Origin of the sequence: Burkholderia arboris, assembly GCF_902499125.1 — a bacterium.
In the GTDB taxonomy this organism is placed as follows: domain Bacteria; phylum Pseudomonadota; class Gammaproteobacteria; order Burkholderiales; family Burkholderiaceae; genus Burkholderia; species Burkholderia arboris.
Window position 1 is genome coordinate 354,208 of the sequence record NZ_CABVPX010000003.1, and the last position, 24,636, is coordinate 378,843.

General features: G+C 55.4%; 21 protein-coding genes and 1 pseudogene. 19 read left to right on the top strand and 3 right to left on the bottom strand.

Translation table 11 applies throughout. The features are described 5' to 3' along the window. Positions 1–242 precede the first annotated feature (242 nt). Positions 243–2,348: a hypothetical protein gene (locus tag BLA15945_RS06030; protein WP_174991768.1), complete on the bottom strand. Its 2,106-nt coding sequence runs from the start codon at positions 2,346–2,348 to the stop codon at positions 243–245. A 199-nt stretch (positions 2,349–2,547) separates the two neighbouring features. Next, positions 2,548–3,501: a LysR family transcriptional regulator gene (locus BLA15945_RS06035; protein WP_174991769.1), complete on the bottom strand. Its 954-nt coding sequence runs from the start codon at positions 3,499–3,501 to the stop codon at positions 2,548–2,550. Positions 3,502–3,595: 94 nt separating this feature from the next. On the opposite strand from BLA15945_RS06035, the gene BLA15945_RS06040 reads away from it, so the two are divergent. From BLA15945_RS06040 to BLA15945_RS06125, 18 genes are all read left to right on the top strand, one after another. Then, on the top strand, positions 3,596–4,564 hold the full coding sequence (locus tag BLA15945_RS06040; RefSeq protein WP_174991770.1) for an alpha/beta hydrolase: 969 nt from the start codon (positions 3,596–3,598) through the stop codon (positions 4,562–4,564). Positions 4,565–5,326: 762 nt separating this feature from the next. Further along, positions 5,327–5,398, top strand: a complete 72-nt coding sequence (pqqA, locus tag BLA15945_RS38005; RefSeq protein ID WP_143263606.1) for a pyrroloquinoline quinone precursor peptide PqqA — start codon at positions 5,327–5,329, stop codon at positions 5,396–5,398. A gap of 207 nt (positions 5,399–5,605) precedes the next feature. Continuing rightward, complete coding sequence (locus BLA15945_RS06050; protein ID WP_174991771.1) at positions 5,606–7,003, top strand: cytochrome ubiquinol oxidase subunit I; 1,398 nt, start codon at positions 5,606–5,608, stop codon at positions 7,001–7,003. Between the two features lie 4 nt (positions 7,004–7,007). After that, positions 7,008–8,036, top strand: coding sequence for a cytochrome d ubiquinol oxidase subunit II (cydB, locus tag BLA15945_RS06055; protein ID WP_174991772.1), 1,029 nt, complete (start codon positions 7,008–7,010; stop codon positions 8,034–8,036). A gap of 147 nt (positions 8,037–8,183) precedes the next feature. Continuing rightward, positions 8,184–9,095: a pyrroloquinoline quinone biosynthesis protein PqqB gene (gene pqqB / locus BLA15945_RS06060; RefSeq protein WP_174991789.1), complete on the top strand. Its 912-nt coding sequence runs from the start codon at positions 8,184–8,186 to the stop codon at positions 9,093–9,095. 104 nt (positions 9,096–9,199) lie between these two features. Next, positions 9,200–9,949, top strand: a complete 750-nt coding sequence (pqqC, locus tag BLA15945_RS06065; protein ID WP_174991773.1) for a pyrroloquinoline-quinone synthase PqqC — start codon at positions 9,200–9,202, stop codon at positions 9,947–9,949. Next, positions 9,946–10,221 (top strand): pyrroloquinoline quinone biosynthesis peptide chaperone PqqD, encoded by a 276-nt coding sequence (gene pqqD / locus BLA15945_RS06070; protein WP_080330625.1) that lies wholly within the window; start codon positions 9,946–9,948, stop codon positions 10,219–10,221. The genes pqqC and pqqD overlap by 4 nt, the downstream gene beginning before the upstream one ends. After that, positions 10,193–11,359: a pyrroloquinoline quinone biosynthesis protein PqqE gene (gene pqqE, locus BLA15945_RS06075; protein ID WP_233464128.1), complete on the top strand. Its 1,167-nt coding sequence runs from the start codon at positions 10,193–10,195 to the stop codon at positions 11,357–11,359. The genes pqqD and pqqE overlap by 29 nt, the downstream gene beginning before the upstream one ends. Before the next feature lie 99 nt (positions 11,360–11,458). Beyond that, positions 11,459–13,924, top strand: a complete 2,466-nt coding sequence (locus tag BLA15945_RS06080) for a membrane-bound PQQ-dependent dehydrogenase, glucose/quinate/shikimate family (protein ID WP_174991775.1) — start codon at positions 11,459–11,461, stop codon at positions 13,922–13,924. A gap of 161 nt (positions 13,925–14,085) precedes the next feature. Beyond that, positions 14,086–14,535, top strand: a complete 450-nt coding sequence (locus BLA15945_RS06085; protein ID WP_080330622.1) for a hypothetical protein — start codon at positions 14,086–14,088, stop codon at positions 14,533–14,535. Positions 14,536–14,623: 88 nt separating this feature from the next. Continuing rightward, complete coding sequence (locus tag BLA15945_RS06090; protein ID WP_174991776.1) at positions 14,624–15,586, top strand: alpha/beta fold hydrolase; 963 nt, start codon at positions 14,624–14,626, stop codon at positions 15,584–15,586. A 57-nt stretch (positions 15,587–15,643) separates the two neighbouring features. Then, on the top strand, positions 15,644–16,315 hold the full coding sequence (locus BLA15945_RS06095) for a paraquat-inducible protein A (protein WP_174991790.1): 672 nt from the start codon (positions 15,644–15,646) through the stop codon (positions 16,313–16,315). Further along, the gene (locus BLA15945_RS06100) at positions 16,312–16,941 is read left to right on the top strand and encodes a paraquat-inducible protein A (protein ID WP_034187137.1); all 630 of its coding nucleotides are present in this window, start codon (positions 16,312–16,314) and stop codon (positions 16,939–16,941) included. Before BLA15945_RS06095 ends, BLA15945_RS06100 begins: the two co-directional genes overlap by 4 nt. Further along, positions 16,934–18,556 carry a PqiB family protein gene (locus tag BLA15945_RS06105; protein ID WP_174991777.1) on the top strand — a complete coding sequence of 541 codons (1,623 nt, stop codon included), beginning with the start codon at positions 16,934–16,936 and terminating at the stop codon, positions 18,554–18,556. The genes BLA15945_RS06100 and BLA15945_RS06105 overlap by 8 nt, the downstream gene beginning before the upstream one ends. Next, positions 18,553–19,227 carry a PqiC family protein gene (locus BLA15945_RS06110; RefSeq protein WP_174991778.1) on the top strand — a complete coding sequence of 225 codons (675 nt, stop codon included), beginning with the start codon at positions 18,553–18,555 and terminating at the stop codon, positions 19,225–19,227. The genes BLA15945_RS06105 and BLA15945_RS06110 overlap by 4 nt, the downstream gene beginning before the upstream one ends. Positions 19,228–19,430: 203 nt before the next feature. Then, complete coding sequence (locus BLA15945_RS06115; protein ID WP_320205690.1) at positions 19,431–19,685, top strand: DUF3331 domain-containing protein; 255 nt, start codon at positions 19,431–19,433, stop codon at positions 19,683–19,685. 95 nt (positions 19,686–19,780) lie between these two features. Next, a complete protein-coding gene (locus BLA15945_RS06120; protein WP_174991780.1) occupies positions 19,781–20,494 on the top strand; it encodes an MIP/aquaporin family protein in 714 nt (237 codons plus the stop codon). Between the two features lie 198 nt (positions 20,495–20,692). Further along, on the top strand, positions 20,693–21,757 hold the full coding sequence (locus tag BLA15945_RS06125; RefSeq protein WP_174991781.1) for a helix-turn-helix domain-containing protein: 1,065 nt from the start codon (positions 20,693–20,695) through the stop codon (positions 21,755–21,757). An 805-nt stretch (positions 21,758–22,562) separates the two neighbouring features. Here BLA15945_RS06125 and BLA15945_RS37585 read toward each other — a convergent pair. Beyond that, positions 22,563–22,717: pseudogene (locus BLA15945_RS37585) on the bottom strand (transposase); the annotation flags it as partial. 636 nt (positions 22,718–23,353) lie between these two features. On the opposite strand from BLA15945_RS37585, the gene BLA15945_RS06130 reads away from it, so the two are divergent. Further along, positions 23,354–24,636: ESPR-type extended signal peptide-containing protein (locus BLA15945_RS06130; RefSeq protein ID WP_265095820.1), on the top strand; the 1,283-nt coding region annotated here is incomplete at its 3' end.

Genomic DNA, 24,636 nt, shown 5'->3' on the forward strand with positions numbered 1-24,636 from the left:
ATTTCCACTTCGCGTCGAAAGGTCGATTCGAGGACGACCGGAGTGGCCAACGATTGAATTTTGACGCGACGATGCCTTCTACTGAGCGAAAGCGTCCGATTCACGCTGTCGCTGAACCAGCCGATGCCGACTGATTCCAGCCTCGAGAGGTTGAGCGAAGTGTGCGCTCGCATGCGACACATCATCCTTGCCTGCTCGAGAGATACCTCAAGGAGGCTAAACAGTACCGTCCGTATTGGCAACTATTGACGAGACAAACCCATTCTGTCGATTTCAATCACGAACTGGACTTTCGAACTGAACGTTTGGACGTTGCCGAGCGCCACGTGTAGAACATGGTATGCGTAGGAAGTGAATGTCGTGATCAACTCGCTTTCTCGATGTCCTTGCTCGGTCCGTGATGGCTGATCCTGCAACCAGTAGATTTGCTGGACGATCTTCTTGACAGCTTCGCCATCGGCGCCTGCTTGAGCGAGAACGAAACTCATCCGATTGGCGATACTGTGAGCTCGTGGCTCCATATCGTGTCTGAGCAAGACGCCTTCGAGGGCGGATAGACAGTTTCGTAGGCGATCCAGCGGTGCTACTAACGTGATGCCCTTGCTGTAGATCAAGATGCTTGCTCGTACGGCTAGGGCGAATTCACTCAAGCCCTCTGAAACGACCAGCAAGGCTGCTGCTTCCAAGAGGTTGGAGTTGAGTTCCGCAATTTGTTGTATGGATAGACGCCAGTGCCCCACATGCTTTGGCAAAACGCTCTCGCTGTGATGGAAGCCTCCTTCGTACAGTGCGATCAACTTGGATGAGGGAATGTATTCCGCGCCTGCGAGCGCCACCGGACCGAACAGGTACGATCTGGCAGCTGCTGGAGAGAAGAAGGTCAGTAATCCCACAGCGTCTTGAGCGATCCTGCGCGCTCTTTCCACAGCAAATGCTGGCTCGCCCTCAATAGACACGATTGCGACAGCATAGCCTTGAATCTCGCTCTTTAATTTTTCGAAAAACTGATTAACTTCCTGTTCCTGCTCTGGCCGAGGTGAGGGCGCTCTGCTGCGCAGATTCTCCATGACGGCAGCGGTAATTGATTCGATGCGGACTGGGCCGAAGTCGAACCCCTGTTCGACCTCCATGTTAGCGATCGGCGCCCAGACTTCGACATCCGTGACACTTTCCCGAGCGGCGTTGCATAGGGCCTCCGGGAATGACAGTTGGGCAGCTGGGAATTGTTGCCTTGCCCAATCAAGGAAGGTTGCTTCGACGAACTTGCGACTCAGGCCGTTGCGAGCCCAAGCTACACTCATGACAGCGTCGGTCAGACTGTCGAGTACATGGTAGTCGTCCGCCGCCAGACCATGTGATTTTCCTTCATACAGAAGGAACATGAGCGCGGCGTTTCCATTTACCTCTTGCCCCCAGAACGTGACGGGACCAATCAGTTCCCGATCTGTAATCTGTGTGGCGGGTCTCTCAGACGGAAATCCCGGAGGAGCCTGCTTGAGGTGAAGCTCTCGAATCCTTCCCAGAAGATCGAGGGAAATCCGATCAAGGTCGGCTGTTTGAATCGAGGTAAGCCCAAATGGTTCGACGGGTGGAGAATCTGGAGGGACGGTTGGCGCGATCGGCTCTCTTGTTGGACTAATTGTTTGGTGTCGCACGTGAAGCTGTCTGAGCTCTTCAAGGTCTGAGCGATGGTGCGTCGCGAGAGTCGCATCCAGCCATCCATGGAACTGGTTGACGAGGGTCAAGTACTCTTGCGCAAATTCGTGAACGTCTAGATGCCGTCCCGCCTGCTCCAGGTAGGTGCGCGCCACAGATTTCCAATCCTTCCAATCTAACAGCGAGGCAGTATCGTATTGCACACCGGTTTCCATCCTGCCGGAACCATCCGTCGCGCCAGCGCTGGTCGAAAATTTCATAAACATGCTGGAATTGGGTAGACCCCTGTGGAGCATGTAGTTTCGAAGGCCTTGGACGAACTGCGCTATAGGTGATTTCGCGAACGTAGCTATCACCTGCCTTTCATAGATCTCGAAAAGTTCAGTGTCTGCATAATGTTTCCTCATGAACACGCGCGTATGCTCGACGAGTGTCAGAGATGACGAAACGAAGTTGTGAACGTGTCGGTTAAGTTCGCGATGGGCCTGAAGTCCGGCTTCGTGGTTTTTCTCCATCATCAGCGCCATGCCCTGATCAGGATCCTTGACCCTTTGAGCTGCGGCGATGAGTTCCACAGCATTCATCTGGAATACATTGAGCGAAAAGCTGCGTTGGTAGGCGCGATCGAGGTAGCCAGAACCCTTTGATTCCCTTATCTGTTGGAGAAGATCATCAGCAGTAGATTTTTCCATCGCGATACCTTTTGGATCGGGAGATTGCTTTCGGAGAAACCGAGATTATGCGACGGTTCGGCAATCGGAAGTTCGAGCTGTCGACACGCTTCTTAACCAAGCGGCCCGTTGAGGAAGCGTTGCTACAGCACGGGCCGCGTGCGTGCGAGGAGGGGGCGCTACATGGATTTCACTAACGTTGACGCGGGCAATTTATGTTTCAGCCCGTAGGGTCGCCGTGTCCATAGCTTCTGTCGATCGCCTCGGTCACGTATTGCAGTGCGACTGCTACCGCATCTTGAGCAGCGGTACTGTTATGACGACCGCGATGTAGCAACGTGAGTGGCGCCCTGATCGGGGCGAGTTGCTCACAAGGCAGGTAATCGATCTGCCCGGCTAGCACGCCGCGCATTGATGCGGGGACGACCGATACGCCCACACCCGCTGCCACCAAGTTTAGTCCGGTCAACATCCGAGTTACTTCGGCTGCGACGCGCGGCTCAAAGCCGGCTGCTCGACATGCAGCCAGTAGTTGTTCGTAGATGCCGTTTTGTCCGGAGCGGCGCACCAGAATGAAATCCTCGTCCCGGAGTTTGTCGAGCATTGGGGCACAACGTGGAAATTGTTCACTAAGAGGATGGCCGGAGGGCACAGCAAGCAGCATGGGTTCATCGTCGACGACGAGCGTTTCGAAGTCGTTTGCTTGCAATACGGGGACACGAACGATCACCAAATCCAGCTGGCCGCTGCTGAGGTCATCCGTAAGATCTTGCGCATTGCCGTCGTGCAACTCGATATACAGATCTTCATGCTGAGCAAGGCAGCGTCGTAATAGAGCCGATGTCGTCCCATGCAGAGCGGCTGATGTCGTTATGCCGATTCTCAGCATCCGGTGCCGACCGCGCGCCGCTTGTCGGACATGAGGCACAAGTGCATCGGCACTCTCTAGTAGCTTGTACGCGTGCTCTAGTAGTGCGGTACCTGCGTTCGTCATCGCGACACCAGTTGACTGGCGCTCGAACAGCTGTACGCCAAGTCGGGTTTCCAGCGCGCGAATCTGTTGGCTGAGTGGCGGTTGCGCCATGTTGAGTCGCTGAGCGGCTCGTGTGACGCTGCGTTCTTCGGCAACGGTAACGAAATAGCGCAGCAAGCGAATATCGACGACTTCGTTCATATTGGTTCGATATGGGAGATCAACAATCTATATATTTTACATATGTGTGCGATATGTATTAAATAGAAAAACTAATTAGATAGGAGAGGTAGTTGTGGATGACATCCGACGTAGGTTAATAGGTGCTGCACTTATGGCTTCAGTTGTACCGTCAGTGCGGGCAGAAGATGTAAGCGATTGCTCCTGGAGGAGAGGTCAGGGGGAGGGGGCGCCAGACGAGACAATTGACCTATGGCCGGACGCGCCACCTGATCCGTCCCCCAAGGGGGCGACGTTGGAAGAGCAATCCGGTAAAAAAGGCAGTGTGTCTCACGTCATGCGGCCCAGGCTCAATGTTTATCGTCCAGAGCGACCAGGTCGCTGCGCGGCTCTTGTGATTGCCGGTGGTGGCTATGATCATATCGAGTTGGGCAATGAGAGTGCACCAGCGTGCCGATGGCTGAAGTCGTTGGGGGTTACTGCGTTTGAACTGGTGTATCGGCTGCCCGAGCAGGGCTGGTCGAGGCTCGCGCCACTGCAGGATGGTCAGCGTGCGATGCGACTGATTCGCTCGCGTGCGCGAAATGAACTGTATGAGGCAGGGAAGATCGCCGTGCTTGGCTTTTCTGCAGGTGGGCACCTAGCGGGCATGACTGCCGTGACGCCGGATGCCGTGCGTTATTCGCCAGTCGACGGTGTTGACCGCGAGTCTGCCCGCCCTGACCTTGCGGGCCTGATCTACCCGGTGCTAACGCTGATGCCGCCCTTTGACCACACGCGCACACGGGTGCATATCGTTGGCGAGCATCCGACCGAGGCGGAAAGCGCGGCGCTATCGGTGAATTTGCAGGTTGGCTCGAACACGCCGCGTGTGTTTCTCGCCCAGGCACTGGACGATCCGATTTCCCCGATAGATAACAGCCTGCTGATGTTGAGCGCGATGCGTACTGCACGCGTATCAGCAGAGCTACACGTATTTCAAACCGGTGGACACGGGTGGGGACTTGGTGCGGCAAACAGCGAAGTATGTGCGTGGCCGGCGCTTTTCGAAACTTGGTTGCGTCTTAACCAGTTTTGGGCATGAACTTGAATGGCCAATGTTGGGATTTCCAGCGGCGTTTTTGTGCGACGGCCAATGCATAAGCAAGGGGGGATCCCGGTCGAAGGAAGTCCTGCATCGCCTGCACTAGCGTGTAGCCGAGACGCCTAGCGCTTACGTTCGTAGCACGGGACGTAAGTGTTTGATGGCCGATGTCGTGTCAATCAAATGTGGTAGCGCGGCCGAACCACAATCAACGTTTTGCTCCCAGCGCTTGCGATATCGCCGCAACTTTGCACGACTGCATCGCCTGATACCTCCGCGCTGGGGGCCTCTCTTTTCTATAAGCGAACCCGCCGCGGCGACGCGCGACGTCGCGAGCCCCGACTCGTCGGCTTGGCCGCGGTAGCAGGGGCTTGATCCTTCAAACTTGGGAAGGCAGTTGCTGATTTGGTCGACCGGCGGTGATCACGCTTCGAAAAATGATTTCATTTAACGATCAGCCTGAAACGTGCGTAATTAATTCCTCAGTTGATCTAATCTGATCTGGTATCTCGACATGCCGCCCGAGAATGAAATGAGACAAAAGATCGACGTATACGAGATTTTAAATATGGTTTCGAGTTGGGCGACAAGGTACCTTTGAACACGTCGAGCGGTGCTGTGTCTCCTATACATGTGTTTGTTCGAGACAGGCGCTCGAGGGATGGGGTGCTCGTGGAGGACTTTGCGAGAAAGGTTGAAGAAGCCCGAGTGCCTTGGTGGGAATTTGGTGTTTTTTAAAGATGATCGAAGGGAGGTTCTGCTATGTGGACGAAGCCTGCTTGCACCAATCTGCGTCTCGGCTTTGAAATTACGATGTACGTATTCAACCGTTGATCCACGGGAGCATGGTCATGGCGGCGGGTGGTGGTCCCGGCGGTTGAAGACCGCGTGAAGGGGCTGCGACACCGCCTGCCAGTAACAGGTGCCGAGCATCGAAGAGTGATTCGTCGTGTTGGACGCGTGTGAGTCGCTGCTGTAGTGGTGCCTGGGTAGCCGGGGTGCGAGCTGGATACGGTTGGCAGATGCGAGTGATAGGACGTTATGGAAATCTTGGATGCATTTAATCTGGCTCGCTTGCAGTTCGCGTTCACTGTTTCGTTCCACATCATTTTTCCGTCGATCAGTATTGGCTTGGCCAGTTTTCTCGCCGTATTGGAGTGGCGTTGGCTGAAGACTGGTGATGAAGTCTACAAATCGATGTTCCAGTTTTGGTCGAAGATCTTCGCGATCGGTTTCGGCATGGGCGTTGTTTCCGGTGTCGTATTAGCATATGAATTCGGAACGAACTGGGGCGGCTTTTCCCGCGTTGCCGGTAACATCACGGGACCGCTGCTGATCTATGAAGTGCTTACGGCTTTCTTTCTCGAGGCCGGGTTTCTTGGCGTCATGTTGTTCGGATGGAACCGTGTGGGGCCACGCGCTCACTTCTTCGCCACGGTGATGGTTGCTGTGGGGACATTGATCTCCACGTTCTGGATTCTTGCATCCAACAGCTTCATGCAGACGCCACAGGGCTTCGCCGTCGAGAATGGCACTATTGTTCCAGTCGACTGGATCAAGATCGTATTCAATCCATCGTTTCCGTACCGACTCGCTCATATGGCGATTGCGGCCTTTATCGTAGCCGCCTTCATCGTCGCAGCATGTAGTGCATGGCATCTCCTGAAGGGCCGTCGCGATGAATCGATCAAGCGTGGCTTTTCGATGGCATTGTGGATGTTGTTGATCCTGGCGCCGATTCAGATCGTTGTCGGCGATGCGCACGGACTTAATACGCGGAAGTATCAACCGGCCAAGATTGCCGCGATCGAAGGGTTGTGGGAAACGGAAAAAGGCGGAACGGCACTTAATCTCGTCGGATTGCCGGATATGAACGACGAGGTTACGCGATATACCGTGCAGATCCCAAAATTGGGAAGTCTAATTTTGACTCACAGTTGGGATGGCGAAATTCGTGGGTTGAAGGAATTTCCTGCACGTGATCGACCAAACTCGACCATCATTTTCTGGACGTTCAGGATCATGGCCGGTCTTGGCATGTTGATGCTACTGACGGCTGTTCTTGGACTGTACTTGCGACGACGCGATCGCATGTATGAAGCACGCTGGTATCAGTGGTTAGTACTCGGGATGGGGCCGTCAGGTCTGATCGCACTTCTCGCTGGATGGATTACGACAGAGGTTGGTCGACAGCCATGGACGGTGTACGGCGTTCTGAGAACGATCGATTCAGTATCGCCGGTCAGCGTGCAGCAGGTCGGCGTGTCCTTGTTGATCTTCGTGATCGTGTATTTCCTGGTGTTCGGCACCGGTATTCATTACATGATGAAGTTGATGAGGCAGGGGCCGGTTCCGTGCGATATGGACGTGGTGCAAGAACATGCGGCATCAAGTCGTCGCGGGCTGTCGCTGACGCCCAATACGACGGAGGGCAAATAGAGTCATGCAAATCGATCTCCCCGTTGTATGGGCTGCGATCATCGGGCTCGGTGTTTTTATCTATGTCGTGCTTGACGGTTTCGACTTGGGAATTGGTCTGCTGTTTCCGTTCTTTGAGAGCAAATCCGAGCGTCAGGTGATGCTTCACACGATTGCACCAGTCTGGGATGGCAACGAGACGTTCCTGGTACTTGGTGGAGTCGGATTGTATGGGGCGTTTCCGATCGTCTATTCAACGTTGTTGCCGGCCAATTATCTGCCACTAATCCTGATGGTTGTCGGCCTTATTTTTCGTGGTGCCGCGTTCGAGCTACGCGCACGGGCGAACCGAACCCAGCATCTGTGGGATCTCGCGTTCGCCGCGGGGTCTGCGCTCGCAGCATTTTCTCAGGGTATTGTGTTGGGCTCCTTGCTGCAAGGTATCAAGATTGCGGATGGTCGGTTCGTGGGAGGACCTTTCGACTGGCTCTCGCCATTTAGCCTGTTTTGTGGAATAGGAGTACTGGTCACGTATGCAACGCTCGGCTGTGGTTGGCTGATCCTCAAGGTTGAGGGCGAATTGCAGGACAAGATGCGCACGCTGATGTCCCCTTTGGTTGCCGTGCTGCTCGCGGCTATGGTCGTGGTCAGTCTGTGGACTGTCATCGGCTTGCCGGCCATTGCGCAACGCTGGTTCAGTAATGACAATTTCTTCTGGTTCGTACCGGTACCGATTCTCGTCGTGGCTTGCATCTTGGGAATTTTTTGGGCAATTCGAACGAGGCGTGAGGCGTTGCCGTTCCTGCTCGCGTTGGCGCTCTGCTTCTTAGGCTATACAGGTTTCATCATCAGTATTTGGCCGAACATTGTGCCACCCTCAGTGACGATCTGGGATGCGTCGTCAAGCCGTTCGAGTCAGTTGTTTGCGCTTGTCGGGACGGTCGTCGTGCTACCCATGATCCTCTTCTACAACGCAATGCAGTATCGCGTGTTCCGCGGGAAGGTTGTCGCAGAAGAGATGCATGGCAACTCGGTTCAGAAGAACACGTACTGACATAGTAATGACGAATTTCGCGCGTAGTGTAGTTGTGGAAATTAGGTTTGCTAAAAAAGTATTTAATAAGAAACGACCAATTGATATGAGGGCCGTGTTCGTAAGGCGTAGGTTCGGATTTGTAAATTACAGCATTGTCGGATGATCATGATTATTTATATTCTGGGATCTGCCGCCGGTGGTGGTTTTCCGCAATGGAACTGCAACTGTGTCAACTGCGCGGGGTTTCGTAACGGCACGGTAGAGGCTCGAGCTCGCACACAGTCATCGATTGCGGTGTCTGGCGATGGTGTGAACTGGGTGCTGTGTAACGTGTCGCCAGATATTCATTCTCAGTTGAAAAGATTTCCTTCTTTGCAACCTGGCCATTCGCTTCGCGATACCGGTATTAGTGCGATGGTGTTGACGGATAGTCAGGTCGATCATACAGCGGGTCTACTTAGCTTGCGTGAGGGGTGCCCGCTACAGGTGTGGTGTACCGATATGGTTCACCGAGATTTGACTACTGACTTTCCGTTATTCCAAGTCCTTAGACCATGGAACGGGGGATTGAACTGGAATCGCATCTCACTCGAAGGTAGTTTCGTTGTGCCCGAATGCGAGAGTCTACGGTTCACGCCGTTTCTGTTAGCGAGTGCGGCTCCGCCGTATTCGCCTCGTCGTCATGATCCTTGTCCGGGTGACAACATCGGTTTGATCGTCGAGGACTTGTACTCAGGCTACACGCTGTTGTACGCGCCCGGGCTTGGTGCAGTGGACGATGCGTTGCTGCAGCAAATGAAGGCGGTGGATTGCCTGCTTGTGGACGGCACGCTGTGGGATGACGATGAAATGAAACGGCGTGGAGTTGGCACTCGCACGGGACGTGAGATGGGCCACCTTGCCCTTAACGGACCAGGTGGGATGCTGGAGGTACTGGATCACGTATCCAGCCCCAGAAAAGTATTGATTCATATCAACAATACGAACCCGATCCTCGACGAACGATCTCCAGAACGTGCGGAATTGGCCCGTCGTGGCGTTGAGGTTGCATTCGATGGAATGCGGATTGATTTATAGACAGAGCCATCGATCAGATGTCAGAAATCGAGGCAGTCGTTCCTGACGACCGCCGCGCGGTATGTGATATCCCACCCCACCCTTCATATAGCACGGAATCGTTAATGAGCCAGCCTCTTACTCCTGACAAGTTCGAACAGGCACTGCGAGCAAAGGGTGCGTTCTATCACATTCATCATCCGTATCAAGTTGCCATGTTCAACGGCGAAGCGTCGCGAGAACAGATTCAGGGTTGGGTCGCGAACCGCTTCTACTATCAGGTCAACATTCCGGTGAAGGATGCCGCGATTCTCGCAAACTGCCCAGACCGTGATGCTCGGCGGCTATGGGTCCAGCGCCTGCTCGACCACGACGGAATGGCCAATGAAGAGGGGGGTATCGAAGCGTGGCTTCGACTGGGCGAGGCAGTCGGACTGCAGGTGGCTGACTTGCGATCACATGAGCTTGTGTTGCCGGGCGTGCGCTTCGCGGTCGATGCCTATGTGAATTTTGCTCGTCGTGCGACCTGGCAGGAGGCTGCGAGCAGTTCGCTGACCGAGTTGTTTGCGCCCGAGATCCATCAGTCTCGCCTCGATACATGGCCACGCCACTATCCGTGGATCGATCCTGACGGTTACGCATACTTTCGTACTCGCCTTGGTCAAGCGCGCCGCGATGTCGAGCACGGACTTGACATCACACTGCGGCATTACACGACCTACGAGAGTCAGCAACGAATGCTAGAGATTCTGCAGTTCAAACTCGACATTCTTTGGACGATGCTCGATGCGATGTCGATGGCTTACGAACTGCATCGACCACCCTATCACACAGTAACGGATCAGCCGGTCTGGCACCGAGGAATCGCCCTATGAGTTTCGATCGAAACAGAGTGCCGCTTTGGCGACAGGGCTTTCGCTTTCAGTATGAACCCGTGCAGAAGGCATATGTGCTGCTGTACCCGGAGGGCATGGTCAGGTTCAACGAAAGCGCAAGCGCGATCGGTCAACTGATCGACGGTATGTGCACCGTGGCGGAAATTGTCGCGCATCTTCAACAGCAGTTTCCGGATGCGCAGGAACTCGGCGCAGATGTCGAGGACTTCATGGAGACCGCCCGTGGCGAGCATTGGCTTGAACTCGTGTAACCCTGAGACTCCGATTGTTGAACCGGTTGCAGTCGGTCTGCCACTTTGGCTTTTGGCGGAACTCACTTATCGATGTCCGCTGCAATGTCCGTACTGCTCGAACCCGTTGGATTTCGCGCGCCAGGGCGTGGAGCTCGATACGGAGCAGTGGTTCAAAGTGATGGCCCAGGGGCGGAAGATGGGGGCTGTGCAGATCGGCTTCTCGGGCGGAGAGCCGCTTGTTCGACAAGATCTTGTCGATCTGATTGGAGAGGCCCGGCGACTCGGCTACTACACCAACCTGATCACTTCGGGTATCGGACTGACCGAGCAGAAGATCGTTGATCTTCATCGTGCTGGCCTCGACCACATTCAGATCAGTTTTCAGGCAAGCGACGAGGAAGTGAGCAGCATGCTCGCTGGGTCAGCAAAGGCGTTTGCGCAAAAGATCGAGATGGCACGCGCGGTGAAGGCGCGTGGTTACCCGATGGTGCTGAATTTTGTCACGCATCGGTACAACATCGACGAGATCAACAAGATCATCGAGCTTTGTATCGCGCTTGAGGCGGACTATGTTGAGCTTGCGACGTGCCAGTACTACGGCTGGGCTTATCTGAACCGTGATGCGCTCCTGCCGACGCGAGAGCAGCTTCTGCGAGCAGAACGCATCACGAACGAATATCGCACGAAACTAGCCGCAGAAGGCAGCCCGTGCAAGTTGATATTTGTGACGCCGGACTATTACGAGGACAGGCCGAAGCCGTGCATGAGCGGTTGGGGAAACCTGTTTTTGATTGTCACACCAGACGGTACGGCACTCCCGTGTCACGGCGCGAGGCAACTCCCCATCCCCTTCCCGAATGTGCGCGACCACGATCTTTCGTACATCTGGCGCGAGTCGTTCGGTTTCAACCGATATCGGGGTGAGGCCTGGATGTCCGAACCCTGTCGGTCGTGTGACGAGAGGAAGCAGGATCTCGGCGGGTGCCGCTGCCAGGCTTTCATGATGACAGGTGATGCAAGCAAGACGGATCCCGCATGCAGTAAGTCACCGCACCACGATCAAATTCTGAAAGCGCGCGAAGCTGCGTTCGCACCATTGGAATCTGTCAAGGAAATCACGTTTCGCAACGAACGAAATTCTCGTGAACTGGCGTGAGCTTGAGAACAGTTTGTAGACGGACGTCTGCACCAGTCATTCGCGTATGCGCGATCTCAACGGGAAGATCGATTCGCGCAGTCTGATTTAGGGGTTTTTATGAGTAACAAAATGATTAACTTAAACAGATTTTTGCCGATCTGGGATCGCGTCATAGCAGCAGTGATCCTGATCAGTGGATTGACCATGCTCTTTGGGGGAATTGGCCTTCTGTTGCTGGACGGCAGTCCGTATTACATAATCGCGGGTGCCTTACTGGTCTGGTCAGGGTGGCTTTTGTGGCGAAGACGCCTCCTCGGGGCAACGGTATTCGGCGTTATCTACGCGATTACGCTGCTCTGGACGTTGTACGAAACCGCATCCCGGCTGTGGGGATGGGTACCCAGAATGGGTTTCCTTACAGGGCTCGCATTCTTTGTTGCCTTAATGCTGCCGCGGCTAGTAAGTGCGGGGGGATTGAGCGGATACGGTCGCAATTTGGCAAAGATACTTGCGGCCGGATGTGTCGCGTTCGCCGGTGTTGCATTTGCTTTGTCGTTCATCCCACAACAGAGCTTTCTTTCCGATGCGCCAATGACGGGCGAGCAGCTCGTTTCCGATGGCGCGCGACGCGCTGCGCAGCGTGCAGGGCAACCGGACGCTGACTGGCGTCACTATGGCCGCGATACGGATGCAACCCGATACTCGCCGCTCGATCAGATTAACAGTAGCAATGTATCGAAGCTGAAAGTAGCGTGGGTTTATCACACGGGCGATTTGCCTCCGAAAGGTAAGGCGAACAAGTGGGCAGCTGAAATGACGCCGATCAAGGTCGGGGATGGCCTTTATTTGTGTACGGCGACTAACAATCTTGCGAAGCTTGATCCTACGACAGGCAAGGCAATCTGGACGCACGATGTCGGAACTCGGTACGAGAGCGTGCCGTACACGGCGGCATGTCGTGGTCTTGTGCATCACGTGTCGAAGACGATTCCGGTCGGGCGGCAATGTCACGAGAAGATCATTGAAGGCACGATCGATGGTCGCTTGATCGCGGTTGATGCGACTACAGGAGCATCGTGCGAAGGATTTGGCGAGCACGGCCAGGTCAGTTTGTTGAAGGGACTTGGCAAGACGGTGCCTGGTTTCGTCGCGATGACGTCCCCACCCGTTATCGTCAATGGAACGATCGTTGCGAACCACGAGGTGCTCGACGGTCAGCGCCGCTGGGCGCCGTCGGGCGTGATTCGCGGATACGACGCTGATACGGGCGCGTTCAAATGGGCTTGGGATGTGAATCGACCAGGTCAACGCGGTGAACCGGGGCCGGGAGAGGAATATAGCCGCGGTACGCCGAACTCATGGGGGCCGCTGGCTGGCGACGACAGTCTGGGTCTCGTCTACATCCCGACCGGCAATTCGGCGGCAGACTACTACAGCGCGATGCGTACGCCGAATGAAAACCGCGTCGCGTCTGCAATCGTTGCCCTCGATGCTGCAACAGGCGAAGAACGCTGGGTGTTCCAGACTGCTCACAAGGATGTCTGGGACTACGATATTGGATCGCAACCGACCCTTTTTGAATTCCCGACGAGCAACGGTTCGGTACCGGCCATGGTGATTCCCACCAAACGCGGACAGTTGTTCGTTGTAGATCGGCGCGATGGCAAACCGTTGTTGCCGGTCGAAGAGCAACCGGCGCCGCCAGGCAATGTGCCGAACGATCCGCGCGCGCCGACGCAACCGTGGTCGACTCGCATGCCGCGCCTTGCGTTCCCGGATCTGCAGGAAAAAACGATGTGGGGGATGACGCCGTTCGATCAGCTGTATTGCCGCATCAAATTTCGTCAGGCGCATTACGTTGGTGAATTTACGCCACCGGTTACCGACAAGCCGTGGATTGAATATCCAGGATACAACGGTGGCGTGGACTGGGGGAGTGTCGCCTATGACCCGACGAAGGGCGTGCTGATCGCAAACTGGAACGTCACGCCGATGTACGACAGGCTGCTGTCCCGTAAAGAAGCTGATTCGATGGGCCTGTTTTCGAAGGACGATCCGAGGCATACCGAAAAATCCACCGCGGAAGGGCCAGGAGCGATGGCGGATACACCGTACGGCATCGACGTCGAGCCCTTCTTGATGCCGCTTACGAAGGTGCTGTGCAATGAACCTCCCTATGGGATGATCACTGCGATCGACATGCACAACCAGAAGGTCGTTTGGCAACATCCGTTTGGGACCGCACGCGCAAATGGTCCGTTCGGACTTCCGACCTACATGCCGATTCAAGTTGGCACACCGAACAATGGTGGCCCGATCATTACCGCCGGGAATCTGATTTTCGCTGGTGCTGCGACCGATAACCTGCTTCATGCATTCGACCAGAAGACCGGAAAGATGGTGTGGACCGATTTACTACCGGGGGGAGGGCAGGCAACTCCGATGACCTATTCGGCGAACGGCAAACAATACGTGGTAATTATGGCCGGTGGGCACCACTTCATGGAAACGCCGATCAGTGATGCACTTGTCGCGTATGCGCTTCCTGATGATGTGGTTTCCGGGGCAGTGCCCCGGAAATAATCAGTGTACGTGACGAAGGTGATCACAACATCGTCGTCGTCACGGCCCACCGCTCAAAGTCGGCGCGCGAATTGATTCGCTTGATTCGCGTGTCGATGCCGTCCCGAAAATGAACTCATCGGACTTTCCTCTTCGACAGCGAATCAATTCAATTTTCTCTCATGGAAATTTGGACGTTCTGCATCCTGCTCGGCATCGGGAGCATCCTGCTTCACGCGACGTCGATGGTTTTGTTGGCGACCGTTGCACGTCGACTGCGCATAGCGCTCCGCATTCACCCCGACAATGTCCGCATACAGTTGGAGAAGTTCGTCGGATTGTTGATTTTTATCTGCGTAGCGCTCGGCTTACTTCACGTGTTTGAAGCCGCCGCCTGGGCTGTCATTTATGTCGGTGTCGGTGCTGTGACCACCTTCGGCGATGCATTGCTTTACTCGATCGACACGATGGCAACACGGGGTGCTTCGGGTATCAATCTGACTGATCAATGGCAGATTATGGGCGCGATCGAGGCATCGGTCGGTGTATTTCTCTTCGGCGTGTCGACGGCATTTCTGTTCTCTGTTATGCAGATCGATTTTTCGATTATGCAGAGTGATTTTCATAAGTGACGGAAATCTAATATTGATTGCGAGTCTTGTGGGCGTTTTTTGAGTATTGGTATTGATCTGTGTTCGATTGAAAATTTAGGGGATGAGAATGTACGGAACGTTTTCTGGAAGTTATTCAGATTTTTCGTTTTCTTCTGATCGTGATGGAGAAATGATTTGCGCGCGTCGCTGGTCGCCGCCCGCTAATATGATGCCTCGTGGTTTGATTCAGATAACACATGGGATCTCTGAGCATAGTGGTCGATATGATCAATTCGCGCACGAACTTTCTTGCCATGGTTATGTCGTTTACGCGCTTGATCTTCGAGCTCACGGGCGCACCGCACGAGATGGAAAGCTCGGCATTGCTGGCATCGATGCCTGGGAGCTTATGAAATCGGATATTGCCCAGATTGGAAAAATCGCAAAGAGGGCGTATCCAAATTTGCCACTGATTGCTTTTGGGCACAGCATGGGGTCGGCCCTGACGCAAATTTATGCTCAAGAGCATGGTGATTCGCTTGCAGGTGTCATTTTGTGCGGAACAATGGGTAGCTTTCCGGGAAAGAGTTCGACTGACGTTGATACGATGCTGCCAGATTTGAAGCGACTTGCCGAAAGCGACAAGGCGCATGAAATATCTGGATTTATGGAGGAAATGTTGGAGTCTTTCAATTCGTCGTTCGTTGGTGGAAGCTCGACGACAGGCGGGGAGTGGATGACGGGCGATAAAGTTGAGTTAAATAAATTCTTTGATGATCCATTGTGCGGAAAGATTTTCTGTAACAGTCTTTTGTATTCGGTTGCGGACGGATTTCAATCAATTTGGAGGGAAGGGGCTGAGCAGCGTATACCGCGGTCGCTTCCAATTTTGATCATCTGCGGCACTGAGGATCCGGTCGGTGAAAAAACAAGGTCGGTCACGAAATTGATAGATCGCTACGCGAAACAAGGACATCTTCGTTTGTCATATATTTTTTATCCGGGTGCTCGCCACGAAATTCTTAATGAAGTTTGCAGGGATGTTGTTTTCAGGGATATTGAGGGTTGGCTTGCATTAACGCTCAGGTAATTTTTCATCAATGTTGAAAGTATTTTGAATATTGAACTGTTGTCGAGTATCTGAATGATGATCGAACGTGGCGTGGAAATTTGTATCTGTCACGAGTGCGACGCACTGTTGCACAAACCACGCCTGAGCGGCCGCGAAATCGCGCGCTGTCCGCGCTGCGACGCGCTGCTGTACCGCAACAGCGCCGCGCAGATCGAGCGGATCTGCGCGCTCGCGCTCGCCGCGCTGATCACGTTCACGATCGCGCAGGCGTTCCCGATCCTCGAAATGGACGTGAACGGCAACCGCGTGCAGACCACGCTGATCGGCGCGATCGATTCGCTGTGGCACCAGGACATGGCGATCGTCGGCGTGATGGTGTTCTGCTCGACCGTGCTGTTCCCGCTCGTCGAGATGGCCGCGCTGCTGTACCTGCTGCTGCCGATCCGCCGCGGCGTCGTGCCGCCCGGTTTCAACCTGGTCCTGCGCGCGATCGAGCTCGTGCGGCCGTGGGGCATGATCGAGGTGTTCATGCTCGGCATTCTGGTCACGATCGTGAAGATGGTGAGCCTCGCGCGCGTCGTGCCCGACGCCGCGCTGTTCGCGTTCGCCGCACTCACGCTGATGATCGCGGTCGTGCTGATGTTCGATCCGCGCACGCTGTGGGACATCGCCGACGACCTGCGCGCCGGGCGCTCGCCCGGGCAACCCGACTCGGCCGCCCCGCTGCCGGAAGCCGCCCGCCGATGACGACACCGACCGCCGCACGCGCAGGCTACGCGAGCTGCCACACGTGCGGGCTCGTACAGACGCTCGACCGGCCGCACGCGCACTGCGCGCGCTGCGGCACCGCACTGCACTTCCGTACCCCGAACAGCATCATGCGCACCTGGGCGCTGCTGCTCGCGGCCGCGATCCTCTACATTCCCGCGAACCTGCTGCCGATCATGCGCACCGCGTCGATCGTCGGCTCGCAGGAAGACACGATCATGAGCGGCGTCATCTATTTCTGGGTGTCGGGCGACTGGCCGCTCGCCGTCGTCGTGTTCGTCGCGAGCATCCTCGTGCCGATGCTCAAGCTCGGCGTGCTGCTGATCCTCGTGATCAGCGCGCAGCGCCGCACCGCGTGGCGGCCGCAGCAGCGCACGCGGCTGTTCCGGATCGTCGAGCGCATCGGCCGCTGGTCGATGCTCGACATCTTCGTCGTGACGCTGACCGTCGCGCTCGTCCATTTCCGTTCGCTCGCCGTCATCACGGCCGGCCCCGGCGCGCTCGCGTTCGGTTCCGTCGTGATCCTGACGATGCTCGCGTCGATGCAGTTCGATCCCCGCCTGATCTGGGATCCAGTCGAAAACTCAGGGAATCACCATGAATAGTCCACAAGGCCCGCAGCACGACGCGCCCCGGCCGCCCGATCCGACGATCTCGACGAAAAGCGGCTGGCTGCCGTCGCTCGTCTGGCTCGTGCCGCTGATCGCCGCGCTGATCGGCATCGGCCTCGTGATCAAGTCCGTGCGCGAACGCGGCCCGGAAATCACGATCAGCTTCCACAGCGCCGAAGGGCTCGAGCCCGGCAAGACCCAGGTCAAGTACAAGGACGTCGAGATCGGCATGGTCAAGACGATCAAGCTGTCGAAGGACCTGTCGCGCGTGCTCGTCCAGGTGCAGCTGAAGAAGGAAGCCGAGGACTTCGCGGTCAAGGGCTCGCGCTTCTGGATCGTGCGGCCGCGCGTCGGCGCGACCGGCGTGTCGGGGCTCGGTACGCTGCTGTCCGGCGCGTACATCGGCGTCGACGCCGGCCACGGGCAGGATACGCTGACCGACTTCACGGGCCTCGAGACGCCACCGGCCGTCACGGGCGACCAGAAAGGCACGCAGTACGTGCTGCGCGGCGATTCGCTCGGCTCGGTCGACATCGGCTCGCCGGTCTACTACCGCCGCGTGCAGGTCGGCCAGGTGGTCGGCTTCTCGCTCGACAAGGACGGCACGGGCGTCACGTTCAACGTGTTCGTCAATGCGCCGTACGACCAGTACGTCGGCATCAACTCGCGCTGGTGGCAGGCGAGCGGCGTCGACCTGCGGCTCGATTCGAGCGGCCTGAAGCTGAACACGCAGTCGCTCGCGACGGTGATCCTCGGCGGCATCGCGTTCCAGACGCCGCCGAACCAGGGCAGCGGCGCGACGGCGCCGAACAACACGACGTTCCGCCTCGGCTCCGACGAAGGCGACGCGATGCGCAACCCGGATGGCGAACTGGTACAGGTCGTGATGAACTTCAACCAGTCGCTGCGCGGGCTCGCCGTCGGCGCGCCGGTCGACTTCCGCGGCATCGTGCTCGGCGAAGTGACGAACATCGGCATCGACTTCGATCCGAAGACGAAGAACTTCACGATGCCGGTGACGATGAACCTCTATCCGGATCGTCTCGGCAAGTCCTTTCGGGATGCGGTCGGCTACCAGGGCGATACTGCGCGCCGGTTGGTCTTGAAGCGATTGGTTTCAGGTTACGGTCTGCGCGGCCAGCTGCGTACGGGGAATCTGTTGACCGGTCAGTTGTATGTCGCACTCGATTTTTTCCCGCAGGCGCGAGCGGAGTCGATCGATATCACGAAATCGGTGATGGAACTGCCGACCGTGCCGAATACGCTCGACGAACTGCAGCTGCAGGTCGCCGACATCGCGAAGAAGCTCGACAAGGTGCCGTTCGACCAGATCGGCGCGAACCTGAACAGCGCGCTGTCGAACGCCGACAAGCTGTTCAAGCAGCTCGACACGCAGGTCGCGCCGGAAGCGCGCGACACGCTGTCGGTCGCCAAGCAGACCTTCTCGACCGCCGAGGCGACGCTGCAGCAGGATTCGCCGCTGCAGTCCGACGTGCGCGGCGCGCTGAAGGAACTCACGCGCACGCTGCAATCGCTGAACGCGCTCGCCGACTACCTCGAGCGTCACCCCGAATCGCTGCTCAAGGGCAAGCCAGGAGACAAGCAATGACGACCCGCGTGAACGGTTTTGCGAGCGGCGCGGCGGCGGCCTTCGCCGCACTCGCGCTCGCCGCGTGCAGCTCGCCGCCCGCGCGGTTCTACACGCTCAGCCCGGCCGACGCCGCGGCGCCGCTGCGCACCGCGCCGGCCAACCCGGCGTTCCTGATCGAGGTGCCGTCCGTCGGCGTGCCCGAGCAGGTCGCGAAGAACCAGCTGGTCGTGCAGAAAAACGCCGCGCAGGTCGACGTGCTCGAGCAGGAACGCTGGGCGTCACCGCCCGCCGACGAGATCCGCCGCGCGTTGTCGGACGATCTCGCCGCGCGGCTCGGCACGATCGACGTCGCGAATTCCGCGTATCCGCCCGGCGTGCCCGTGTATCGCATCAGCGTGAACGTGCAGCGCTTCGAGTCGTGGCCGGGCAAACGGGCGGCGGTCGATGCGGTGTGGAGCGTGCGCTCGCTCGCCACGCAGGCCGTGATGACCTGCCGCACGAGCGTCGCCGAACCGGTCGCCGACGGCTACGACGCACTCGTCGCCGGCCACCGGCGCGCGCTCGACGTGATTGCGATGCAAGCCGCGGCCGGCGTGCGCGCGATGGTTACGGAACTGGCACCGACTTCGACGAAAACATCCGCCCGCATTATCAATTGCCCGGTCGACGTAAGGTTGCAAGCGAGATGAGACATGGGAAATCGGCATTATCTGCCGACATTCGCTGGTATATGAACTTCATATCCGGTAGCAGGCTGCATGGAGTATCGATGCTTCTAATTACATGCGATTGGTTTCCGCTTTGAGGGGGAATAATGAATTTGCGCAAGCGCTGGGTGAGAAATCCTTACGATTTGTATTTGTCAAGTTTGGAATCCGTTCCCGTTTCAAAGATGTACGGAAATTTGCTCATCGAACTCTTGGAGAAGTCGTCGGATCGCTTGTATTTGCAATGGACGGAGCCGGGGCGGTGCCACTATGGAGAGCAAGTCTGGGTGCCGCGATATGCTCGCAGGGCAGGGACATGCGCATATAGCGGACTCCCAATTGAAGCCGGAGACAAAGTATATGTACCGATAGGGCGGCCTAGACCTTTGAATGCGAGTGCAATGATATTAGTGGAAAAGGTGGATGGCGTGCTTGATTGATGCGATGTTGATTTTCGGATTTTCTTTATATGAAGAACTCGCGCTCACGCGCGCGGGCATATATTTTTGTAAAAATTGTTCAATGGAGGTAAATATTGCCACCTTGTATTGCTGAATTCGTTGGTACTGCGATTCTTGTGTTGTTGGGAAATGGTGCGGTAGCAAATGTCCTCCTTGCGGAAACCAAGGGTAAGGGTTCAGATCTGATCGTGATTGTTATGGGCTGGGCGATGGCTGTGTTTGTTGCTGTCTTTGTGACCGCAACGTTTAGCGGCGCGCACCTGAATCCGATCATCACGATTAGCCTAGCGCTCGTGGGGAAGTTCGCATGGTCGAAGGTTGGTGGTTACATCTTTGCGCAGATGCTCGGCGGGATGGCGGGCGCACTGCTCGTATGGCTCGCATATCGCCAGCACTTCGCAAAGGAAGCCAATCCGGACCTGAAACTCGCGGTGTTCTGCACGGCGCCCGCGATCCGCAGTGTCTGGCAAAACGTGCTGACCGAGACAATCTGCACGTTCGTGCTGATCTTCGGCGTGCTGTATCTAGCGTCGCCTCAGGTCGGGCTCGGTGCGCTCGACGCGCTGCCTGTCGGCCTGCTTGTGCTCGGCATCGGCATTTCCCTCGGTGGTCCGACCGGCTACGCGATGAACCCCGCGCGCGACCTTGCTCCACGCTTCGTGCACGCGATCCTGCCGATTCCCGGAAAACGTGGCAGTGATTGGCATTATGCGTGGATCCCCGTCATCGGCCCAGTGCTCGGGGGAATGATTGCTGCCGGCTTGTATCTTTTATTAAGTTACGTCTGAATAGTAGGGGTGACAGACAGAGTATCCTCAGAAAAATATTCATGAACGTCATACCAATGCTCGGGAGGGCTGAAGTTCTTGCTCAAGAAGAATTGATCGGGTAACGATGTTCTAAATGGTTATGTGGATTAAGTTAACAATTATTAAAATAGTCGCTGATGATGTTTCGGCGTGTGAGAAGTATGCTGGTGTACAATAGTGGGCGGGCTGGCATGTATTGATTTTAATATTGGTGGTGAGAAAATGGAGCGTTCGAAAATTCATATCTCGCTGGATCATGTTCCAGAAAACGAGCGCATCGATTATTGGCGTGCCTTGTGTGAGCCGCTCTATTCCATATCTGCCGCGGATGATTATGATGCCCCACCCTCCGGAAGTTTGATTGTTCAGAGTGTGGGAAATTTATACGTAGCGCATACGTCTTTCAGTGGTCAGATCGGTTCGCGCGATCGCGGCGTCATTTCAAGAAGTATTGACCCTAATTACACTATAGTTCTTACCTTAACAGGGCATACTTATTGGGAAACGAACGGTATGCTGATGGAAACTGACCCCGGTGATATTACGATTTGTGATTTGAACGTTCCGGTGCGGTGGAAAGGGTATGGTGAGAATTTATCAATCACTGTCGAGCGTCGATTTATTGAAACCGTTATTAATCGAAAAAAAATTCATGGTCGGCTGCTGAAGGCTGCTCTTCCTCTCACAAAACTTCTCCGATCGTATATCTTGGGGGTTCGGGCTGTTATGGACGAGTTGCCGATCGAAAGTTCTGATGCGGTTCAAGATTCTCTAATGTCATTGATTATGTCTGTCAATGGTAGTGTTGGTTCCGAAATATTGGACTCGAGATTGGGTCCGTCGGTTGTATTAAAGAATAGAGTTTTGGATTTTATAGACCAAAACTTGTTTGATAGAGATCTGTCCCCTGATATGTTGGCTCAGAGATTTCGTGTATCGCGAGCACATCTGTATAGGGCATTTGAGGATGTCGATGGAATAGCTACCATAATAAAAGAAAAACGATTGGCATACGCCTATCGTGAATTGGCATCGAGCAAGGCCGGACGTGGAAGGATTAGAGACATTTCTGGAGTGCTCGGATTTTCGAGTCCGGAACAATTTTCTAAGGCGTTTCGTGGGTATTTTGGCTGTGCGCCAGGTGATGTGAAATCCGAACAACGTGTCCCGGATCGGAATGCTGACGGAGTGGGATTTTATTTTGAGCACATGATGTCTATCTCGGAGTCGCAAAAGAGATAGTCGTCAATGTCGCATTTGGCGAATATGGTGAGATACGTCTGCCCATAGTGGCATGCTAACGGCACTTGAAGATTGTGCTGTCTGCGACGCGCCTGTCGCACCGCGTTTCTAGAGACAGGTTTCATGTTATCTGCGATAGGCTTCTTGCGGTGTCGCTGCAAGAATGAGAAGCACTGACACGATTGGCTCTCGAAACACTCTTGTCTAGCTGTTCACCTTGCCGTGGAACTGCTCACTGCAGGCGTTTGAGCAACAGGCGAGGCCGGACGGAATTAGTCGAGACCACCGTGTGCGCAGCGATCAGGTGCGATAGAAGCGCTGCGTAAATGAGGTCGCGGATCGTAATTTAGGCAAGCCTGATAAGGCTAGTTTCCACCTGCTGAACTTCTGACTGGCGTAGACATTATAAAACTAGTTAGATTGAACTCGTCGCCTTTCTGACGACGCTAAACTGGCCTGGCTATGCGTCTGGCACTTGGGCCTCAATGCTCGTCCAGCCGTGCTGGTCGATTCGGTCGGGTGGGCCCGAAGTGTTGCGCAACCCGCTGAAATGTGACCACAGTCGGAACGCGGCTATTTAATTCGGGGGCGTCAACGCATGGTAACTACCTGTGTAGTGGCCATCGTGTAAGCGCACTGACTTGACCGCGCTGATCCCGCGTCGACGCTTGGATGTCGATCGCGGAACTTTGGCTGCCAATACCGTGGGACGCATATTGTTGCCGGCCCGTTTGCCTGATATTGGATCGATAGGCCCGTTGAATCCGGCGAGCTATCGAACGCAGATGCGTCGTATTTCGGGCCTGCGTCGTTCGTGTTTAGAAATCAGCAGCGGTTCGAAGCTACCGTCACGGACGCTGGAAACCACGATATAGATCGGGCCGTCTTCGGTCAGAACCATATCTTGGCGCTAGCGCCTCTTCGCTGGCTGGTCACATCAGCCGATTGCGGCGCGAGTGGCCAAGATGGCGCTCATCTCGCAGCCTCGCACCTGCTCGATTAGCACTTCTTGAGCGGCTGCGTTTCGACAGCCGACGTGCGGCTTCATCCGCTCGTCATGACATGCCATTCTTCACGAGGTGCGCTGAATTGTGCACTTGCCTTTGACTGCTGCCCACCAGATCTCGATCGTCTTCTCGATGATGCTGTTCGTCGGATTGCTTTGCACGAAGAGCGGCTTCAGTTGGGCTGGCAACATTGAGGCGCGTGGCATTCGTGTTTTTTCGGTCTCCCCTTACGTATGCCATCGGAAGAAACGCGAATCTGACCCCAACAATACATCCTATGTAAATGTTTGATTTGTCAGAAAAATATAATGAAAAAAGAGACAAATAGAATGTGTATATGAGACGTGTAAACATTTGTAGGCAGGGGGCTCGGGTATCCTAACGTTGAAAAAAATAAATCGTGTCTCGTATATACGAGCGCTCACGATAAACGGCTAGCAGATTCGAGGATTTAACAGAATTTAAGAATATTTGGCGAACGAAGCCTGAGTTTTGTCAATGCAATTGACAATTTAATTTCCATATCTAATGAAGTATTGATAGTTCTCGCTACACCGGTGTATGTCAGAAGGATTGACTCCATCTGAGGATGGTTGTTGAGGTGAGGTTGTGTGTCGAGAGATTAAATCGTCATAATTTATATAGATTATTTAAAATGAATAAAATATATCGAACCATTTGGAACGAATCTCTCGGCGCGTGGGTGGCGGCATCAGAGCTTGAATCGGCGCGTGGAAAATCTTCAAAGTCGACTCTGAGTGTTGCAGTGGCCGCCGCATTGATTGCGGTTGGTGCCTCGAAAACTGCGTATGCTCAGGTGCCTTGTGGTCCGACGCTATTAGTACAGTGCGTGCAAAGTGGTGTTGTGGGCTCGCTGAACAATCCTGTTGCAGTTGGCGCAACGGCGACAGCGACCGGTGGTTCTGCTGCCGCTCTTGGTGCTAGCGCAGTCGCGTCCGGCGACAACTCAGTCGCAGTTGGTTCAAACGCAAAGAGTTCGTCCGGGTCTTCGGTTGCTGTAGGGAACAGAGCTACCGCATCGGGTGGTGTGACGATTGCGATCGGCCTGAACAGCACTGCAACTGCGGGCACTTCAGGAAGTGGTTCAATCGCGATTGGCCCAAACGCGATATCGAATGCCAATGGCGTAGGTGTAAATAACGGTAGTCCCATCGCAATCGGTTATGCAGCGAACGCTACCGGAGCAGGGTCGCAGATTGCGATCGGCGATACGACGACCGCGAGCGGTACCGATACGATTGTGATTGGCAATCGTGCCTCGACAGTCGGTGGGGGGAATCAGGCGGTTGTTATCGGAAAGCAGGCTTCTTCCGTCGGCTCGAATACGGTTGTGCTCGGAAGTTCGGCAAGTGCTACTTCCAACGGCTCGATTGTGATCGGATATGGGTCACAGGAAAATTCGGGTGGAAACTCCACCGTAATAGGACAGAGTTCCACGGCTGGAACCAGCGATTCCGTTCTTGTTGGCGAGTCCTTGAAGACGCTGAATGGTTCGAATGATATTGCGGTCGGTCGAGGGAGCACAGTCAGCGGCACTCAATCTGCCGCATTCGGCGTTAACAATTCGGTAACAGGAAACAACTCTGTCGGCATTGGGAGCGGTGTTACTGTAAATGCCAATAGCGGATTGGCGATCGGAAATGGCACACAAGCAATTGGCGACAATTCGATCGCGCAAGGTTCGAATGCGTTGGCCAATTCTGCTGGCGCGGTCGCAATTGGTCAGACGGCAACTGCGACGGGCGGTAAGGCAGTGTCGATCGGTGTGGCCAATACTGCGAGCGGCAATGGTGCAGTTGCGATCGGTGATCCTAGTGTCGCGACCGGGACGGGCGCGGTTGCATTGGGAGC

Coding starts and splice junctions, on each gene's coding strand:
- BLA15945_RS06110 (WP_174991778.1), top strand. CDS start 18,553: ATGACGACCCGCGTGAACGGTTTTGCGAGCGGCGCGGCGGCGGCCTTC.
- BLA15945_RS06095 (WP_174991790.1), top strand. CDS start 15,644: ATGATCGAACGTGGCGTGGAAATTTGTATCTGTCACGAGTGCGACGCA.
- BLA15945_RS06080 (WP_174991775.1), top strand. CDS start 11,459: ATGAGTAACAAAATGATTAACTTAAACAGATTTTTGCCGATCTGGGAT.
- BLA15945_RS06105 (WP_174991777.1), top strand. CDS start 16,934: ATGAATAGTCCACAAGGCCCGCAGCACGACGCGCCCCGGCCGCCCGAT.
- pqqD (WP_080330625.1), top strand. CDS start 9,946: ATGAGTTTCGATCGAAACAGAGTGCCGCTTTGGCGACAGGGCTTTCGC.
- cydB (WP_174991772.1), top strand. CDS start 7,008: ATGCAAATCGATCTCCCCGTTGTATGGGCTGCGATCATCGGGCTCGGT.
- BLA15945_RS06115 (WP_320205690.1), top strand. CDS start 19,431: ATGTACGGAAATTTGCTCATCGAACTCTTGGAGAAGTCGTCGGATCGC.
- pqqC (WP_174991773.1), top strand. CDS start 9,200: ATGAGCCAGCCTCTTACTCCTGACAAGTTCGAACAGGCACTGCGAGCA.
- pqqB (WP_174991789.1), top strand. CDS start 8,184: ATGATTATTTATATTCTGGGATCTGCCGCCGGTGGTGGTTTTCCGCAA.
- BLA15945_RS06085 (WP_080330622.1), top strand. CDS start 14,086: ATGGAAATTTGGACGTTCTGCATCCTGCTCGGCATCGGGAGCATCCTG.
- BLA15945_RS06035 (WP_174991769.1), bottom strand. CDS start 3,501: ATGAACGAAGTCGTCGATATTCGCTTGCTGCGCTATTTCGTTACCGTT.
- BLA15945_RS06030 (WP_174991768.1), bottom strand. CDS start 2,348: ATGGAAAAATCTACTGCTGATGATCTTCTCCAACAGATAAGGGAATCA.
- BLA15945_RS06100 (WP_034187137.1), top strand. CDS start 16,312: ATGACGACACCGACCGCCGCACGCGCAGGCTACGCGAGCTGCCACACG.
- BLA15945_RS06050 (WP_174991771.1), top strand. CDS start 5,606: ATGGAAATCTTGGATGCATTTAATCTGGCTCGCTTGCAGTTCGCGTTC.
- BLA15945_RS06090 (WP_174991776.1), top strand. CDS start 14,624: ATGTACGGAACGTTTTCTGGAAGTTATTCAGATTTTTCGTTTTCTTCT.